At 61.8% G+C, this 16,107-nt stretch carries 17 protein-coding genes; 11 read left to right on the top strand and 6 right to left on the bottom strand.

The window, feature by feature from the left end; genetic code table 11:
• Positions 1 to 197: 197 nt before the first annotated feature.
• A complete protein-coding gene (locus JHD73_RS29515; RefSeq protein ID WP_269848278.1) occupies positions 198 to 332 on the bottom strand; it encodes a hypothetical protein in 135 nt (44 codons plus the stop codon).
• Positions 333 to 470: 138 nt separating this feature from the next.
• Here JHD73_RS29515 and JHD73_RS13910 point away from each other — a divergent pair, with 138 nt between their 5' ends.
• Together JHD73_RS13910 and JHD73_RS13905 are read left to right on the top strand one after the other, a co-directional pair.
• Positions 471 to 803 carry an EF-hand domain-containing protein gene (locus tag JHD73_RS13910; RefSeq protein ID WP_199030861.1) on the top strand — a complete coding sequence of 111 codons (333 nt, stop codon included), beginning with the start codon at positions 471 to 473 and terminating at the stop codon, positions 801 to 803.
• 207 nt (positions 804 to 1,010) lie between these two features.
• Positions 1,011 to 2,159, top strand: coding sequence for a 3-deoxy-7-phosphoheptulonate synthase (locus JHD73_RS13905; protein WP_233176965.1), 1,149 nt, complete (start codon positions 1,011 to 1,013; stop codon positions 2,157 to 2,159).
• Here the strand turns inward: JHD73_RS13905 and JHD73_RS13900 are convergent.
• A complete protein-coding gene (locus tag JHD73_RS13900) occupies positions 2,113 to 3,510 on the bottom strand; it encodes a PLP-dependent aminotransferase family protein (RefSeq protein ID WP_199030860.1) in 1,398 nt (465 codons plus the stop codon). The genes JHD73_RS13905 and JHD73_RS13900 overlap by 47 nt on opposite strands.
• Positions 3,511 to 3,780: 270 nt before the next feature.
• On the opposite strand from JHD73_RS13900, the gene cyoA reads away from it, so the two are divergent.
• Genes cyoA through cyoD form a run of 4 tightly spaced genes read left to right on the top strand, consistent with a single transcriptional unit; the run spans position 3,781 to position 7,714 of the window.
• The gene (gene cyoA / locus JHD73_RS13895) at positions 3,781 to 4,710 is read left to right on the top strand and encodes a ubiquinol oxidase subunit II (RefSeq protein WP_269848277.1); all 930 of its coding nucleotides are present in this window, start codon (positions 3,781 to 3,783) and stop codon (positions 4,708 to 4,710) included.
• 3 nt (positions 4,711 to 4,713) lie between these two features.
• Positions 4,714 to 6,690, top strand: coding sequence for a cytochrome o ubiquinol oxidase subunit I (gene cyoB, locus JHD73_RS13890; RefSeq protein WP_199030858.1), 1,977 nt, complete (start codon positions 4,714 to 4,716; stop codon positions 6,688 to 6,690).
• A 2-nt stretch (positions 6,691 to 6,692) separates the two neighbouring features.
• Positions 6,693 to 7,331 (top strand): cytochrome o ubiquinol oxidase subunit III, encoded by a 639-nt coding sequence (gene cyoC / locus JHD73_RS13885; RefSeq protein ID WP_199030857.1) that lies wholly within the window; start codon positions 6,693 to 6,695, stop codon positions 7,329 to 7,331.
• Positions 7,328 to 7,714: a cytochrome o ubiquinol oxidase subunit IV gene (gene cyoD / locus JHD73_RS13880; RefSeq protein WP_199030856.1), complete on the top strand. Its 387-nt coding sequence runs from the start codon at positions 7,328 to 7,330 to the stop codon at positions 7,712 to 7,714. The genes cyoC and cyoD overlap by 4 nt, the downstream gene beginning before the upstream one ends.
• 117 nt (positions 7,715 to 7,831) lie before the next feature.
• Here cyoD and JHD73_RS13875 read toward each other — a convergent pair whose 3' ends face one another.
• The 3 genes from JHD73_RS13875 to JHD73_RS13865 form a co-directional block, all read right to left on the bottom strand.
• Positions 7,832 to 8,158, bottom strand: a complete 327-nt coding sequence (locus tag JHD73_RS13875; protein WP_199030855.1) for an EthD family reductase — start codon at positions 8,156 to 8,158, stop codon at positions 7,832 to 7,834.
• A gap of 259 nt (positions 8,159 to 8,417) precedes the next feature.
• Positions 8,418 to 9,023 carry a hypothetical protein gene (locus JHD73_RS13870; RefSeq protein WP_233176961.1) on the bottom strand — a complete coding sequence of 202 codons (606 nt, stop codon included), beginning with the start codon at positions 9,021 to 9,023 and terminating at the stop codon, positions 8,418 to 8,420.
• Positions 9,024 to 9,100: 77 nt separating this feature from the next.
• Entirely contained in the window at positions 9,101 to 9,682 is a 582-nt protein-coding gene (locus JHD73_RS13865; protein WP_199030853.1) for a hypothetical protein, read from the bottom strand.
• 345 nt (positions 9,683 to 10,027) lie between these two features.
• On the opposite strand from JHD73_RS13865, the gene JHD73_RS13860 reads away from it, so the two are divergent.
• Positions 10,028 to 10,888 carry an alpha/beta hydrolase gene (locus JHD73_RS13860; RefSeq protein WP_199030864.1) on the top strand — a complete coding sequence of 287 codons (861 nt, stop codon included), beginning with the start codon at positions 10,028 to 10,030 and terminating at the stop codon, positions 10,886 to 10,888.
• 27 nt (positions 10,889 to 10,915) lie between these two features.
• Here the strand turns inward: JHD73_RS13860 and JHD73_RS13855 are convergent, their stop codons facing one another.
• The gene (locus tag JHD73_RS13855; RefSeq protein WP_199030852.1) at positions 10,916 to 11,884 is read right to left on the bottom strand and encodes a MerR family transcriptional regulator; all 969 of its coding nucleotides are present in this window, start codon (positions 11,882 to 11,884) and stop codon (positions 10,916 to 10,918) included.
• Between the two features lie 431 nt (positions 11,885 to 12,315).
• On the opposite strand from JHD73_RS13855, the gene JHD73_RS13850 reads away from it, so the two are divergent.
• The 4 genes from JHD73_RS13850 (at position 12,316) to JHD73_RS13835 (ending at position 16,056) form a co-directional block, all read left to right on the top strand.
• A complete protein-coding gene (locus tag JHD73_RS13850; RefSeq protein WP_269848276.1) occupies positions 12,316 to 12,891 on the top strand; it encodes a lipocalin family protein in 576 nt (191 codons plus the stop codon).
• Positions 12,892 to 13,058: 167 nt separating this feature from the next.
• The gene (locus tag JHD73_RS29750; RefSeq protein ID WP_199030862.1) at positions 13,059 to 13,220 is read left to right on the top strand and encodes a DUF2256 domain-containing protein; all 162 of its coding nucleotides are present in this window, start codon (positions 13,059 to 13,061) and stop codon (positions 13,218 to 13,220) included.
• Positions 13,217 to 14,518, top strand: coding sequence for a DASH family cryptochrome (locus tag JHD73_RS13840; protein WP_199030851.1), 1,302 nt, complete (start codon positions 13,217 to 13,219; stop codon positions 14,516 to 14,518). Before JHD73_RS29750 ends, JHD73_RS13840 begins: the two co-directional genes overlap by 4 nt.
• The gene (locus JHD73_RS13835; protein ID WP_199030850.1) at positions 14,518 to 16,056 is read left to right on the top strand and encodes a cryptochrome/photolyase family protein; all 1,539 of its coding nucleotides are present in this window, start codon (positions 14,518 to 14,520) and stop codon (positions 16,054 to 16,056) included. Before JHD73_RS13840 ends, JHD73_RS13835 begins: the two co-directional genes overlap by 1 nt.
• The last annotated feature ends 51 nt before the right edge of the window (positions 16,057 to 16,107 follow it).

Below are 16,107 nucleotides of genomic sequence, written 5' to 3'. Positions count from 1 at the left end.
TAGTGCGGATTCCCGTGTGAAAGTAGGTCATCGCCAGGCTCTCCCATAAAACACCCCAGCTCCACCCGAGCTGGGGTGTTTGCTTTTACGCGTGCAAAACGCGCTTCCCATCTCTTCTGCGCTGCCCCAGGCGCCCAAGCACCAGACCACAAAAAAGCCACCGATCCCGGTGGCCTTTACGCTTGCACAACACCCCCTCAGCCTCGCGCCAGGTACCTCTGTACCAACCTCACCCAGTACGTCGCCCCCAACGGCAGCAACTCATCGTTGAAGTCGTAGCTCGGATTGTGCAGCATGGCATGTTGATAGCGGGTAAGCGGATCCGCAGTCATCGGATTGCACATCTAACGTTTGGCGTTATTCCTCACGTGACCTAGAGTGAGCTTGGCCCCGCGAGCGCTTCGTGTCCGGTGTTACCGGAATGACTAGGCGGCTGGGGCCAACACAAGAATCCTTGAGGAGATCGAACCATGATTCTGCGTAAGTCCTGTGCCGGCCTGGCCATCATGGCGGCATTCGTATGCACAAACACGAGTGCGCAACAGCAAACTGAGCAAGAACCAATGAAGTGGAGCCTCAAGGAGGCGAAGGCCAAAATCGCGGAACGTTTCAAGGCCGCCGACACCAATCACGATGGCAAGTTGACGCGCGAGGAGGCCAAGGCAGGTATGCCGCGCGTCTATGAAAATTTCGACAAGATCGACATCAGAAAGCGTGGCTATGTCACGCAGCGCCAAATCGGTGCCTATTGGTCCAAGGTCTCCGGGGCGCAGGAGCAGAAGGACAATCCTGTCTGGAACTGATAGCGATACCCGCATTTGAGCAAGCGGCCTGGTGGTTGGGTGATCGGGCCGTACTCAATATCCCCAAGCGTCTAGCGCACAGTAGACGAATAGCACCGACAGCGCCTGAACTGGTCATCGTATCGTTAGGTTAAGCATTGTCATCCCTTCTGCCGCCAATTTCCTGCACCATGCGGGGTGACAGAAATGATGCAACAGGTGACGATGATGATTCGTATCGACAATCCCCAGCATGACCAAGAGGTTGGGGTGGCAGACGCCACCCAGGACACGACCCGTATCGACGATGTCCGGATTGGTGCTGTCCGGCCGCTTATTTCTCCGGCGCTCTTGCTCGATGAACTGCCTGTATCACCCGATGTGCAAACCCATGTGGAGGCGAGTCGCGCGGCCATCACCAACGTCCTGCGAGGCCGGGACGATCGCCTGATCGCTGTGGTAGGTCCGTGCTCGATCCACGATCACGACCAGGCCATCGAATACGCACATCGGCTGAAAACCGCAGCACAGCAACTGAGCGACGATCTGTTGATCGTCATGCGCGTGTACTTTGAAAAACCGAGGACAACCGTTGGCTGGAAGGGCTACATCAATGATCCTCGGCTCGACGGCAGTTTTCGCATCAATGAAGGGCTGCGCCGCGCGCGCGAACTCCTTTTGGAGGTCAATGCGCTGGGGCTGCCCGTTGCCACCGAGTTTCTCGACCTGTTGAGCCCGCAGTACATCGCAGACCTGATTGCATGGGGCGCGATTGGCGCACGGACGACTGAAAGCCAGAGCCATCGGCAGCTTGCCTCCGGGCTGAGTTGCCCCATCGGATTCAAGAATGGCACCGATGGTGGTGTCCAGATCGCGGCGGACGCGATTCTGGCCGCGCGTGCCAGCCACTCGTTCATGGGCATGACGAAGATGGGCATGGCCGCGATTTTCGAGACGCGCGGCAACAGCGATGCCCATGTCATTCTGCGGGGCGGTAAAAAAGGGCCGAACTACGATGCTGCGTCCATTGAGGACTGCTGCGCCATTCTCAGGGCCGCGGGTCTGCCGGAGCAGGTCATGGTCGACTGTTCGCATGCAAATTCAGGCAAGTCGCACGCGCGCCAGATCGAAGTCGGGCATGACGTGGCGCATCAACTGTCCGCGGGCGAGCGGCGCATCATCGGTGTCATGATCGAGAGCCATTTGGAGGAGGGGCGTCAGGACCTTAAACCTGGCGTGCCGCTGCAGCGTGGCGTGTCTATTACGGACGCTTGCCTTGGCTGGTCTCAGACTGAACCATTGCTGGAGGCGCTGGCTGCCGCGGTGAGGGCTAGACCACGACTTGGTGATAGGCAGGCCGGCGCTCAAGCAAAGTAGCGAGTTTGCGCAGCGCAAGCGACAGTTCGGCCTTGTCCTGTACGCCGCCCAGGGAGATACGAATCGCATTGGGCGGCGTTGGGCCATTGTAGAAAACATCCGACGGCGTCACCCGCAGGGCCTCCGCCAAGGCGGCTTTGGTCAGTTGTTCTGCCGACCAGTGATCGGGAAGCGTATGCCAGACGTGGATGCCCGTCGGCGGCAGTTGTCCGATGCCGCTCAACCACCGGTTTGCAATGTCTTTCCGTGCGCGAGCTTCGGTGCGGATGCCTTCGAGCAGTGTCTGTGCCGAGCCGTCATGGATCCATTGCGTCGACAAGGCCACGGCCAGCGGCATCGACATGAGCGCGAACGAGCGCAGCGCGGCAAGGAATCCCTCGCCGGTCACCCCATCTTCAGGCAACAGCACGTAGGCGGTGCGCAAACCCGGGCTCAACGTTTTCGACAGCGTCGCCACGTAGCAGGTCAGTTCGGGCGCAATGCTGGCGATGGGCGGCGGTGCGTCCGTCGATAGCAGCCAGTAGGGGTCGTCTTCGATGATCCGCGCCTTGTGTTTCGCCGCAACCCGTGTGATTTCCTTGCGGCGCGACATCGGCATGGTGTGCGTGGTCGGGTTCTGCATGGTCGGGTTCAGGTAGATCAGCCTGACACCAGCGGCGCACGCGTCCGCCAGCGCGTCCGGCCGCATTCCGGCGGCATCGCATTCGATCGGCACTACCTTGCGATCGAGCTGCAGCGCTGCCGAGCGCAGTCCGGGGTAGGCGAGGGGCTCGGCCGCAATGCCATCCCCAGGACGCGTCAGGCTCTGGATGAGCGCGGCAAGCGCCGCCTGCGCTCCTGGACACACCACGACTCTGGACGGTTCGACCGGGCCCATCATCTGCCCGAGCCAGCGCGCACCCGCGACCCGGTCTGCGGGGCTCCCGCCGCCCAGGTGATACGTCATCAGCAGATGTGGGTCACTGCGCAGCAGGACCTGGGAGAGCCCGCGACGCAGCATGTCGTCAAAGTCGACCTGCGCGGGCGGGGGCGGCACGTTCATGCTCATGTCGACCACGGCGGCAAGCTCGGCCCGTGGCGCGGCGATGAAAGTGCCGAGCGCGCCCTTGGCGTCGACCAGGTTGCGCCGCTTGGCCTCGGCATACGCCCGCGTGACGGTGGTCAGGTCGACGCCAAGCGTCTTGGCCAGATCGCGCTGCGGCGGCACGCGGTCGCCCGGTCGCAATCGTCCGTCACCAATGGCCTGCTCGATGTAATTGACGATCTGCTGATACCGGGCTCCACGCCCTGGGGTGATTCGTAATGCCCATTGGCCCGTGGGAGTATCGACCGCATCTTGCATGGATTCCATTGCCGGAAATTACGTTCTTGTATGGGTTTTGTCTTCGATTAGCATGCCAGACATCGCCACAGGAATCCATACATTCAGCGGTATCAGCATCAGCAGGGCGCCCAGCTGCAATTCACGATTGCGGGCAAGCGCAGCCAGTGCGTGTACGTGAATCTTCCGGAGTCGGGATGCCTGGTGGCGGGTCACAACTCAGGTCATCCGAAGATGCACAACTCGATCGCTTGGCGCACAGGCGAGCCCCCAAGTCCTGCGCGCCCCCCAAGACAGGCTTTGACATCCCCGCGCCGGTTCGGCGCACTCGCGCTCGGCATCCTGGCGAGCACGCTCATGAGCGGATGCACGCTCGAACTGCTGTCGCCCAAGGGCAGTGTCGGCGAGCAGGAAAAGACGCTGATCCTGGTCTCGCTTGGCGTGATGCTGCTGGTGGTCATTCCAGTCATCGTGCTCACGCTGTGGTTTGCCTGGCGGTACCGCGAATCCAACACCCGCGCTACCTACGCGCCCAAGTGGTCGCATTCGACTGCCATTGAAGTGGTGGTGTGGGGCATCCCGTGCCTGATCGTCGCCTGCCTGGGTGTGCTGATCTGGGACACCACGCACAAGCTGGATCCGTACCAGCCGCTGACCGCGCAGGTCGAGCCGGTCGAGGTGGACGTCATCGCGCTCAATTGGAAGTGGCTGTTCATCTATCCGCAGTACGGCGTGGCGTCGCTCAACGAGCTGGCCATCCCGACCGGCACGCCGATCAATTTCCGTCTGACGTCGGAGTCGATGATGAACGCGTTCTTCGTGCCGCAGCTCGGCAGCATGGTCTACACCATGGCCGGCATGCAGACGCGCCTGCACCTGATTGCCGACCACCCCGGCACCTATCTCGGCCAGTCGGCCGCCTACAGCGGCGCAGGCTTCTCCGACATGCACTTCAAGACGCTTGCCACCTCGCGTGCGGAGTTCGATGCGTGGGTCAGCCGGGCGAAGGCCTCCGGCAAGGTGCTCGACCGCAACGCCTATCGCACGCTCGAACAACCCAGCAGCAAAGACCCGGTCACGCTGTATGGAGCCGTCGCCCCGCGGCTGTTCGACGGTGTCGTCGACAAATACATGCTGGCCAACGGCCAGGTCTGCCGCGCAGATGGCTCGGAAGCCCTGCTGGCCGCCAGGCCCGCCGCGCCGGCGTCCGTCTCCCGCACGGAGCAATAAGTCATGCTAGGAAAACTCAATCTTCAAGCCATCCCGCTGCACGAGCCCATCATCATGGTTGTGATGGTTGCGGTGCTGCTCGGCGGCGCCGCACTGGTGGCGGCCATCACGTACTTCGGCAAATGGAGGTACCTGTGGACCGAGTGGATCTGCTCGGTCGACCACAAGAAGATCGGCGTCATGTACATCATCATGGCGTTGATCATGCTGCTGCGTGGCTTTGCCGATGCCATCATGATGCGCGCCCAGCAGGCGATCGCCTACGGTGACGCCGCAGGCTACCTGCCCCCACACCACTACGACCAGATCTTCACCGCGCACGGCGTGATCATGATCTTCTTCGTGGCCACGCCGCTGGTGCTCGGCCTGATGAACGTGATCGTGCCGCTGCAGATCGGCGCGCGCGATGTCGCCTTCCCGTTCGTCAACTCGCTGAGCTTCTGGCTCTCGGCCATGGGCGCGGTGCTGGTCATGCTGTCGATGTTCGTGGGCGACTTTGCCGCCACGGGGTGGGTGGCCTATCCGCCGTTGTCGGAACTGGGCTACAGCCCGACACCCGGGGTCGACTACTACATCTGGTCATTGCAGATATCAGGCCTGGGCACCACGCTCACGGGCATCAACTTCATCGTCACCATCCTGCGCATGCGCGCGCCAACGATGGGCTTGATGAAAATGCCGGTGTTTACCTGGACGGCGCTGATCACCAATATCCTGATCCTGGCGATCTTCCCGGTGCTGACTGCTACGCTCGCGCTGCTCACTGCTGACCGCGTGCTCGGCATGCACTTCTTCACCAACGAGCTGGGCGGGAACGCCATGATGTACGTGAACCTGATCTGGGTGTGGGGACACCCCGAGGTCTACGTGCTGATCCTTCCGGCCTTCGGCGCCTTCTCGGAGATCATCGCCACCTTCTCGCGCAAGCCGCTGTTCGGCTACAAGTCGATGGTGTACGCCACCTCGTCGATCGGCGTGCTGTCGTTCTTCGTGTGGCTGCACCATTTCTTCACCATGGGCTCGGGGGCCAACGTCAACGCCTTCTTTGGGATCATGACGTCGATCATCTCGATCCCCACTGGCGTGAAGCTGTTCAACTGGCTTTTCACGATGTATCGCGGCCGCATCCGCTATCACTCCGCAACGCTGTGGACCATCGGCTTCATGGTGACGTTTGCCGTGGGCGGCATGACCGGCGTGCTGCTGGCCGTGCCCGGTGCTGACTTCGTGCTGCACAACAGCCTGTTCCTGGTGGCGCACTTCCACAACGTGATCATCGGCGGCGTCGTGTTCGGCTGCTTGGCCGGGATCAGCTTCTGGTTCCCGAAGGTGTTCGGTTTCACGCTCAACGAGCGCTGGGGCAAGATTTCATTCTGGTGCTGGCTGGTGGGCTTCTTCCTGGCCTTTATGCCGCTGTACGTGCTCGGCTTCAAGGGCATGACGCGCCGGATGAACCACTATGCCAACGTCGACTGGCATCCGTACCTTGTGGTGGCGCTGGTGGGCGCGGCTGTCATTGGCATGGGCATCCTCGCCATGCTGGTGCAACTGGTGGTGAGCATCCGCGACCGCAATCAGAACCGCGACCTCACCGGTGACCCGTGGGATGCTCGCAGCCTGGAGTGGTCGACCGCGTCGCCGGCGCCGTTCTACAACTTCGCGCACGTCCCGACCATCACGTCACTCGAGCAGCACTGGGATGACAAGGAATCCGGCAAGGCCTGGAAGCAGCCGGACCGTTACGAAGACATCCATATGCCGCGCAACACGGCGTCGGGCTTCATCGTCTCGTGCTTCGGCCTGTTGCTGAGCTTCGCGGTGGTCTGGCACATGTGGGCGATTGCGATTGCCGGCCTGGTCGGCGCCATCGCGACCTTCATCCTGCGCAGCTACGACCGCGACACCGACTACTACGTGCCGGCCGCCGAGGTCGAGCGCATCGAGCGCGCCCGCTACGTCCAACTGCAGAACGCTGCCTGAACATGACTGCTTCACTCGCCCCCAACGTCGGCGCGGCAGGGCAGGGCACCGCCCACACCCACGCGCACGATCACGCCCATCACGACGCCAGCACCAACACCACGCTGGGCTTCTGGCTGTACCTGATGAGCGATTGCCTGATCTTCGCCGTGCTGTTCGCCACCTTCGGCGTGCTGTCGGAGAGCGCCGCCGGCGGTCCCAGCGGACGCCAGCTTTTCGAGCTGCCCTTTGTGTTTGCCGAAACCATGCTGCTGCTGGTCAGCAGCTTCACGTTCGGCGTCGCCATGCTCGACCAGAGCGAGGCCGCCCGCGGCCGCGTGGTCCGTTGGCTGCTGGCCACCTTCGTGCTGGGCGCGGCCTTCGTCGGCATGGAGCTGTACGAGTTCACACACCTGCTGCATGAGGGGGCGGGCCCCGGCGTGAGCGCGTATCTGTCGGCGTTCTTCACACTGGTCGGCACGCATGGCCTGCACGTGTCGTTCGGCTTGCTGTGGATTCTCGTGATGGTCCACCAGGTGCAGCGCTTCGGTCTGGACAGTGTCACGCGTCGCCGGTTGGCATGTCTGAGCCTGTTCTGGCACTTCCTGGATCTGGTCTGGATCTGCGTATTTACCTTCGTCTACCTCCGGGAGTTCGCATGAGCATGTCCCAACTGCATGCCACTCACGTGCTGCATGCCGATACGCCTGCCGTGCACGGCAGCCTGCGCAGCTATATCTTCGGGCTGATCTTGTCCGTCGCGATGACCGCCGCGGCGTTCGGCGTGGTCATGCACGGAGGGCTGTCATCGGCCACGACCATGGCGGCAATCGTCGGGCTGTGCGTCGCGCAACTGCTGGTCCAGTTGGCGTTCTTCCTGCACTTGGGTTTCAAGCCTGGCCAGCGTAGCAACGCCGGCATCTTCATCTGCACGGCGCTATTGATCGTGATCGTGGTTGGCGGCTCGTTGTGGGTGATGCACAACGCCAACCTCAACATGATGCCGACCGGCATGTCAGTCGAGCGGGCGCGCGCGAAGGATTGAGATTGATGTAGGTTGTGGAGAAGGGCTCGGCTGCGTGGTTCGGCGAAGCGATGGCCTCCTGATTCACTGGCCGAGGCCGTGCGCAATCTCGTTGCGGTGATTGCGGATCTGTCTTAGTCAGACCTCCGAACGCTCCACGACCACCTCACTAATTTGCAACACGGGTTGTATATCCGTGTAATTGGCGATGTCGGCCCTGATCTCCTGCGCGTGCGGGGCGCGGGCTGCCTGGAACGCTTCGACAGAAGTACAGACGAAGTCGCACTTGGCCACGTAAACAGGGTCAGTGCCTGGAGCGCCACCTGCGATGCCCTTGTCCACCGTGTAGTACAGACATGAAGCGCCGAGCAGCAGCTTCATCATCGGCATATGCCTCTCACGGTAGTACACATGATCGAATCGCGCGCCTGCGGCGTACGGGTACATGACACTGACTTTGATCATCAGGTTCTCCTGTTGCTGCGGTGCGCCGAAGTCAATTGGTGTGCAAATGGCTTACCGGGAATGGCGCAGTATAGCCATCGGTAACAATTGCGCGGATCTTTACTCCCTAAAGCGATTTGTCAGGCCTCTCGTCATGTCGGCTTCCGAAAAGCGAAGGCCGGCGAATTCGCCGGCCTTTGCGTTATCAGCGGCAATAGAAAAAAACTTCCGCCATCAGACACGAAGGTGTGACACGAAGGCCTTACGCTTTCACCTGAAATCAAAGACGGGACGACATGTACTGCTCCCTCACCGCCAGCCCGGCGTACGGAAGGTTGCTGGCGGTCACAATCGCCAGATAATCGGCGAATCGATACTGCAAACGTGCTGTTTGCAGTGGTGATCCGCTCAATACCTCCGGTGATGCGTTACCCATTGTCGCGGTTGGTGTGCCGAGCGCATTGCGCAGCGCATGTGTCGCGCCGTCCCAGGCGGCAGCTGTGTCGCTGGCGCTCATCCCGCGCCGGTAGACGTCTACACCGATGAGACGGCCACTTGGACCGAAGCTGAGCCACAACTCGCTGACGGGCGGGCCGGCAAGACCGAGCGTATGGGCGTCGACGCCGCGACAGCGCAGATACTTGTAGCCGTGTGTGACGGCATCGCAGACGACGCCTTTTTCGTGTGCCCAGCGAGCAGCCTCGTCCTCGGTCGTGCCATCCAGCACGAACCCACCCGGGAGCGGACGGGCAGGCGCCGGCTGGTCTGCCCGCAGATGCGCAAGTCCGTTTGCACGCAGCGCGCTGACTTGCTCGGCCGTGGTGTTGTCGACTGGGCAGGGGACGCCAAGCATGGCGAGCACAGGGCGAGCGGCCTTCAAGTGCATGGCTCCAACGAGACCGATCGCGATCGTAAGCGCTGCAACACTGGGCATTGCGTACCGTTGCAGCGGGCGACGCGGATTCATTGGCAGTTCTGGGCGGTATTCGGGCCCAGATACTTAGGCATGGTCGACACGATGCTCGATTTGAGACCGGTGAGGACGGGTGCTACACGGGAGATGTAGGCGTCCGGCACGCCATCGGTCTTCAGGACAGCGGCGGCATCGGTGATGAACTGGTCGAACACGCAGCCGGGAACACCGACATCAGAATGTGCCGTGGCCATGTCGTCGCACATGACGGTGGTACCGTCTGCGGCGACTTGTCCTGGATAGCTGAAGGGGCCACCAAACAGCGCCTTGAACTGAAGGTTGAGGCAGGCCTTGAGACGCCCCACCGTATCGTGTCCGGGCTGACCGAGGTTGGCGAAATACGGTGCTTCTTTGGGGTCTGCAAGCAACCCGGACACCGCATCGTCGACCACCTTCGAAATGGCGGCCGGTGCACTGGCGTCTCCGCCAAGTCCCGACCACATGTCGGCGTTCTGGGGAAATTGTGCGGTTGACGCCGTCGATGCCATCGGCGTGGGCGTGTCGTCGCCGCCTCCGCATGCACTCAGCGTGGCGGTAGTCAACGTGAGAACCAATAGCAGTGCTCGCTTCATGGGTCAATCTCCTTGGGTCGGGTATCGATGGCGCACTGCGCGGCTTGCTTCAGTTTTCAGTTGCTACACAGCGCTGATGTCATATACGTCTCCCGCGCGAGACTGGATGCAAGATGAATCGCGCAACTGAGAAGCGCTGGGTGGACGACGGCACACGCGCTGGCATGCCTGCATCCAACCGCGCAGGCGGTCCGTATATGCCAAGGCACACAACGATTCCACTCTCACTTCCATGGTGATCCTGCTCAATGGCTGCTGTGCAGACTTGCTCCAACCGGATACCGGTGCGTGCCCGAACGGGTGCAACGCGCATCGTCACGTCCCAGCACTGGAGCGCGCATGTCGATAACCCGTGTGACTCGTCGAGCATGGCTGGCTGCGGCACTATCGAGCCTGGCAGGTTGCTCCGGCCTGGATGTTCTGAATGCCATATCCAGGTCTGGTGCCAGTATTTCCATGCGGGGGTTGGCTTATGGCGGCAACCCACGGCAGAGGCTGGATGTCTACCGACCTGTTCGGCCCATGGCGGGGCCTGCTCGCGCGGTCGTATTCTTCTACGGCGGATCTTGGAGAGAGGGCGCACGCACGGACTACGCCTTTGTCGGCGAGGCGCTGGCAGCGGCCGGCGCAATTGCTATGGTGGCTGACTACCGGCTGTATCCGGAAGTCAGTTATCCAGGCTTCCTGGAAGACTGCGCCGCTGCTACGGCCTTCGCGCGGCGCTGGCTCGCGCTGCAGGGGTACGCAAATGCACGCTTGTTCGTCGCAGGCCATAGCGCGGGCGCCTACAACGCTGCCATGCTGGCGACGGATCCGCGCTGGTTGGGGGCGCAGGGGATGCGTACCGATTCGCTTTCTGGCTGGATCGGAATGGCAGGCCCCTATAACTTCCTACCGATCCAGACGGCTGACATACTGCCCGTGTTCAATCATCCGCACGAAACGCAAGACAGCCAGCCGTTGTTTCATGTGGATCAGCGTTGGCAGCCGCCCGCGCTTTTACTCACCGGAGAGCGCGATGCCTACGTTAACGTGCAACGCAACACGCTGTCCCTGGCCGAACGGTTGATGGCGTATCGACATCCGGTTGCGCTCAAGGTCTACCCGCGCCTGGATCACAAGACGCTGGTGGCGGCGCTCGCTTCGCCACTGCAATTTCTCGGGCCGGTACTGTCCGACGTGGCGAATTTCGTCGCCAACGCGTAGCGTTCGGCGCAGATAGCCATGCCCGGTCTACGACGTTGGCGGGGCATACCAATACCTCTGGTCTCGGTTCATCAACCCTTCCTGACGCACAATTTCCGCAAGGGCGGTCTCAAGCAGTTGCGCAGCGCGATTCGCGACGTTGCCGAGACGGCGGTGCAACAGGGCATCGCCCGGTGATCGCGATGAGCATTCATCGCTGTAACGTTGAAACGCGCTGAGTTGCACTACAAGCTCTGCAAGGTGCCGCGGGCATTCACATTGAATTGTCGATGCGATGCCCGCAAGAGCGGCGAGCGATTTGTCGTCAAACCGGCGCATCGCGCGTGGCCCCGTGTCGACATTCAGCCTGTCTGCCTGGCGATGCGCCGTGGCCCAATCAGCGAGTTCTGCGATGAGGTGCGCGGGCCTGGCCTGCGCGTCGGCTCGACGGACAACGCGTACACCCGCGAGGCCTGCCAGCTCAGTCGCACGGCTACTGCCAAATGTGTAGATGACGCTGATCGCCTTTGCATGCACGGCTTCAGAAAGCGCCACAATACGTGCGACCGTCTCGTCATGCAGCGAGGGGACTGCGACAAGCAATGCATCCGCCGTCACCCCCGCATGGGCATGCTGAAACGCGCCCTCAAGCGAGCCGGCATGTGCGCAGACTCGCATGCTGCCGAACGGCGATCCGGTGCTCGGCATGTCCACCGGACCGACAAGCAGTAGCGAGAGCGCCTCAGGCAGCTCTGACTGCGTGTCCTCCGACGAGCGCATCAGCGCCTCCAATGCCCCCTGATCCAGCGCGGCGATTGCGCTGATGGGGTGACCTTGATCCACGAGGGTCTTGATCAACTGCAGCCTGCGAACGTCTTCGTCCGAGTAGAGACGATGCCCTGAAGCAGTCTTTGGGGGCGAGACAACTTCATATCGACGTTCCCAGATCCGCAACGTGGTGGCGGGCATTCGCGCCAGACGCGCGGCTTCACCGCTTCGGTAGCGACGAGGCTCCATTGAGGTGTCGTGCTTTCCCACAATCTCTCCTGATCACAGCGTCACGCTAGCGGCTGACTGCATCAGAAGACAAAACCTTTTTATGCGAGCGAAACGTCTCGTCGGCAATTGAGTCGAGAATGCGTTGATATTTGCCGCCGAAGTCGCAAGCGCAAGGCTACAGCGAGCCGCTTTACGTCTCTATACTCAGCACCAACTTCACAGCAATGCCGAGTGTCGTTGTCGTGGGCCACGATTGTTTCATGCGTCAAGAATATGAGCCGGGCAGTGTAGCTTCGCATGCGCAAATCGCACCAAGACAGATGTGGCAGGGCAGTACAGCTGAGACACGATAAAAGGTGAGAAAAATGCAAGACGAACGCGCCGCGTCGCGGATACACCAGGGGCTCAAACGCATGTGGACCATGTTGTGCCTGTTGAAACGGACTCTGATGTCCCAAGGCGTTACGCAAGCCCGTCGAGGGCGACTGCAATTGCTGGTGCTGATGGTCGCGGGCGGCGCCTTGATGGCAGGCTGCGCTCCGACAAGTCCTCCGCAAGGCATCTCTCCCGTTTCACCGTTTGATCTTCAGCGTTACCAGGGGCGATGGTATGAGCTGGCGCGACTGGATCACGCATTCGAGCGCGGCTTGACGGATGTCTCGGCGACGTACCAGCCGCAGCCTGACGGAACCGTCCGCGTCGTGAACCGCGGCTTCGATCCCGCCACGGGTATGTGGCGGGAGGCGATCGGCAAGGCCATGTTCACGGGCGACCACAATACCGGCTCCCTGAAGGTCTCGTTCTTCGGGCCGTTCTACGGCGGCTATCACGTGGCTGCGCTCGATGGTGATTACCGTTGGGCGCTTGTGGTGGGGCCGGATCGCAGCTACTGCTGGATTCTGGCGCGCGAGAAGCATCTCGACCCGATGCTGCGCGAGTCCATCGTTGCGCGGGCACACGCGCTCGGCATCGATACCGCAGCGCTGATTTGGGCCTCGCATGAGCGCCAGGACCCGACCCAATAAGCTGGTGTACGCCGATGACGTTGACCATGGCCTGCTGCTCTACGCGGCTCGGTAGGGGTTGGTGGAGCGAGATCAGGCGGTTGCGCGTTGGTGCCGAGACGACGGCGTGACCTGGCCCCAGCAGCAAAGTGTCGATTTCTAACCTCACACATGCGCAAAAAGCAAAAATGCGCAAAAAGCAAAACCTGCCGAGCAAGCAGTGCCCTCAATGTGGTTTGCCCTTTGTCTGGCGCAAGAAGTGGGCTAAGACCTGGGAGGAGGTCAAGTACTGTTCAGCACGGTGCCGCCAGGAACGCAAGCAGGGTGCCGGTGCAGAGGGGGCGACTTGAGCACAGTGCTGTTCTGGTTTCGTAGCGACCTGCGCTTGCACGATCAACCTGCACTGCGTGCCGCCTGCGCGAGTGGCGCCCGGTACGTCATACCGGTGTACTGCCATGCGGACTACGATGAAGTGACGCCATGGGGGTTCACGCGTGTCGGCCATCATCGCCGTGCGGTGTTGTCGGCAGCCCTGCGCGACCTGGACAGTCAGCTTGCTCGCTTGGGCAGCCGCTTGCTCGAATGTCATGGGCCGGCCAGCGCCACGCTTCCTGCGCTGGCACGCGCTGTGCGCGCCACCGCCGTGGTGTGCGAGGAGATCGCCGCACCGCAGGAGCAGGCCGAGGTCGAGGCATTGCGCAACGCCGGTCTGCAGGTGCATACCCTGTGGCAGAGCAGCCTGCTTGAGCCGGGCGACTTGCCGTGGGCCGTGCACGCCTTGCCTCGCACATTCACGCCCTTCCGGCAGGCGGTGGAGCGTGCAAAGGTCAAGCCGCCCGTCCCGCTCAGGCCGCCGGCAAACATGCCTTCGTGGCCTCCCGGCATCGACATGCCCCCCGACCTGTATTGCGCGCCCGCATCAAGCAGCATCGAACACGCGGCCCCGGATGCGCGCGCGTCGTTTCCTTATGACAAGCCTGCGTTTGACGGTGGCGAAACCGCCGGTCTGGCCCATGTGACGCAGTACCTGGCGCGCAAGCTCCCGCACACCTACAAGCACACCAGGAACCGTCTGGCTGGCGTGGACGATTCGAGCAAATGGTCACCGTGGCTCGCCACGGGGGCCTTGTCCGCACGCAGGATCATGGCCGAGCTCCAGCAGTTCGAAGCTACGCACGGTGGCAATGAAGGCAGTTATTGGTTGTGGTTCGAGCTGCTCTGGCGCGACTACTTTCGCTTCCTGCATCTGCAGCACGGCCGTCGGCTGTACCGGGCACGTGGGCTTGTGGAGCATCCACAGGTGCGGCACAACGCCAAGGGGTTTGAGTGCTGGCGCCAGGCGTGCACGGGCGAACCGCTGGTGGACGCTGCAATGCGCGAGTTACAGGCGACGGGATACCTCAGCAACCGGCTGCGGCAAGTCGTAGCCAGCTATCTGGTGCACGAACTTGGGGGCGACTGGCGCGCCGGCGCGGCCTGGTTCGAAGCGCAACTGGTGGACTATGACGTCTACAGCAACCAGGGCAACTGGCTGTACATCGCGGGTCGAGGGACGGACCCGCGGGGAGGGCGGCGCTTCAATATCCAGAAGCAGCTTTCACAATACGATGCAGAAGGTCAGTACCTTCGCCTCTGGGGGATACCTTGATGGATGGCGCCAAGACGGTGAGGCTGGTGCTTGGCGACCAGCTCAACCCGCAGCACTCGTGGTTCGCAAAGGTGGATCGCGATGTGGTCTATGTGCTCATGGAGGTGCGTCAGGAAACGGACTACGTGCTGCACCATGCGCAAAAGATACTCGCCATATTTGCGGCCATGCGCGACTTCGCTCGCCACCTTCAGGTCCAAGGCCATCGGGTGCACTACCTGCCCATTGACGACGCGAGCAATACCCAGTCGGTGACGGACAACCTCGCCGCGCTGGCCCAGCAGTACGAAGCCCTACGCGTGGAATGGCAATCCGCCGACGAATGGCGGCTTGACGCTCAACTGCGCACTTGGGCAGCCAAACAGAACTTGACCACGCATGAAGTGGACACAGAACACTTCATGACAGGTCGGCGTGATTTGGCAACTATGTTTGCGGGCCGCAAACAGTGGCTCATGGAGTGGTTTTATCGGGACATGCGCCGGCGCCATCACGTCTTGCTGGACGACAACGGTAATCCGGAAGGCGGGCAATGGAACTTCGACCACGACAATCGCAAGCCTTGGCGCGGCACACCGAGCGAACCCGTTGACGCGCGTCCTAGCCATGACCATCGCGATTTGTGGGCCACGCTGCAGCACAGTGGCGTGCAGAGCTTCGGCGACCCACAGGCCGCGCAGTTCCGCTGGCCCTTGAATCGCGCGGAGGCACTGGCATGCCTAGAGGGGTTTGTCGTGCAGGCGCTACCGTACTTTGGCGATTTTGAAGACGCGATGAGCAGCACCAGCCCGAGGTTGTTCCATTCGCTTCTGTCGTTCGCCTTGAACGTGAAGATGCTCAGCCCGCGCGAGGTGATCGCTCGGGTGGAAGCAGCATATCGGGAGGGTGGGGCGCCACTATCTGCCGTCGAGGGTTTCATACGCCAGATACTTGGCTGGCGCGAATACGTACGCGGCATCTATTGGGCGCACATGCCCGGATATGAATCCTGCAACGCGCTCGATCATCAGGCGCCGCTGCCATCGTGGTTTTGGAGCGGCAACACGCAGATGCGATGCCTGCAGCTGGCAATCGGCCAGTCCTTGCAAACAGCGCATGCGCATCACATTCAGCGCCTCATGGTGATCGGCAACTTTGCGTTGCTGGCGGGCATCGCGCCTGCCGAGTTACACCGCTGGTACCTCGGTGTCTACATCGATGCCTTTGAGTGGGTGGAGCTGCCGAACACGGTTGGCATGAGCCAATGGGCCGACGGTGGACGTATCGCCACCAAGCCTTACGTAAGCAGCGCGGCTTATCTCTCGCGCATGAGCGATTACTGCAAAGGATGCCACTACAACAGCAAGCAGCGCGTCGGTGAGCGCGCCTGCCCGTACAACGCTTTGTATTGGAGCTTTTTCGTACGCCATGCAGCAGTATTCGGCGACAACCCGCGTCTTGCGATGGTTTATCGGCAGCTCGCCAAGATGCCGACACAGGAACTTGATGCGCTGCTTGCGCGGGCTGCGGACGTGCGCGCTCGGCTCGATGCACTATGAAACGCCACACCGGCCCGTGTCGGGCGCCCAGACTCAATCCGCATTCAATTC

It is taken from the genome of Ralstonia sp. ASV6 (assembly GCF_016429285.1).
In the GTDB taxonomy this organism is placed as follows: Bacteria; Pseudomonadota; Gammaproteobacteria; order Burkholderiales; family Burkholderiaceae; genus Ralstonia; species Ralstonia flaminis.
The sequence above is the reverse complement of the archived record's forward strand: the minus strand, read 5'-3'. Positions and strand labels throughout refer to the sequence as shown.

Coding starts and splice junctions, on each gene's coding strand:
- JHD73_RS29515 (WP_269848278.1), bottom strand. CDS start 332: ATGACTGCGGATCCGCTTACCCGCTATCAACATGCCATGCTGCACAAT.
- JHD73_RS13910 (WP_199030861.1), top strand. CDS start 471: ATGATTCTGCGTAAGTCCTGTGCCGGCCTGGCCATCATGGCGGCATTC.
- JHD73_RS13905 (WP_233176965.1), top strand. CDS start 1,011: ATGATTCGTATCGACAATCCCCAGCATGACCAAGAGGTTGGGGTGGCA.
- JHD73_RS13900 (WP_199030860.1), bottom strand. CDS start 3,510: ATGGAATCCATGCAAGATGCGGTCGATACTCCCACGGGCCAATGGGCA.
- cyoB (WP_199030858.1), top strand. CDS start 4,714: ATGCTAGGAAAACTCAATCTTCAAGCCATCCCGCTGCACGAGCCCATC.
- cyoC (WP_199030857.1), top strand. CDS start 6,693: ATGACTGCTTCACTCGCCCCCAACGTCGGCGCGGCAGGGCAGGGCACC.
- cyoD (WP_199030856.1), top strand. CDS start 7,328: ATGAGCATGTCCCAACTGCATGCCACTCACGTGCTGCATGCCGATACG.
- JHD73_RS13875 (WP_199030855.1), bottom strand. CDS start 8,158: ATGATCAAAGTCAGTGTCATGTACCCGTACGCCGCAGGCGCGCGATTC.
- JHD73_RS13870 (WP_233176961.1), bottom strand. CDS start 9,023: ATGCACTTGAAGGCCGCTCGCCCTGTGCTCGCCATGCTTGGCGTCCCC.
- JHD73_RS13865 (WP_199030853.1), bottom strand. CDS start 9,682: ATGAAGCGAGCACTGCTATTGGTTCTCACGTTGACTACCGCCACGCTG.
- JHD73_RS13855 (WP_199030852.1), bottom strand. CDS start 11,884: ATGGAGCCTCGTCGCTACCGAAGCGGTGAAGCCGCGCGTCTGGCGCGA.
- JHD73_RS13850 (WP_269848276.1), top strand. CDS start 12,316: ATGTCCCAAGGCGTTACGCAAGCCCGTCGAGGGCGACTGCAATTGCTG.
- JHD73_RS29750 (WP_199030862.1), top strand. CDS start 13,059: ATGCGCAAAAAGCAAAACCTGCCGAGCAAGCAGTGCCCTCAATGTGGT.
- JHD73_RS13835 (WP_199030850.1), top strand. CDS start 14,518: ATGGATGGCGCCAAGACGGTGAGGCTGGTGCTTGGCGACCAGCTCAAC.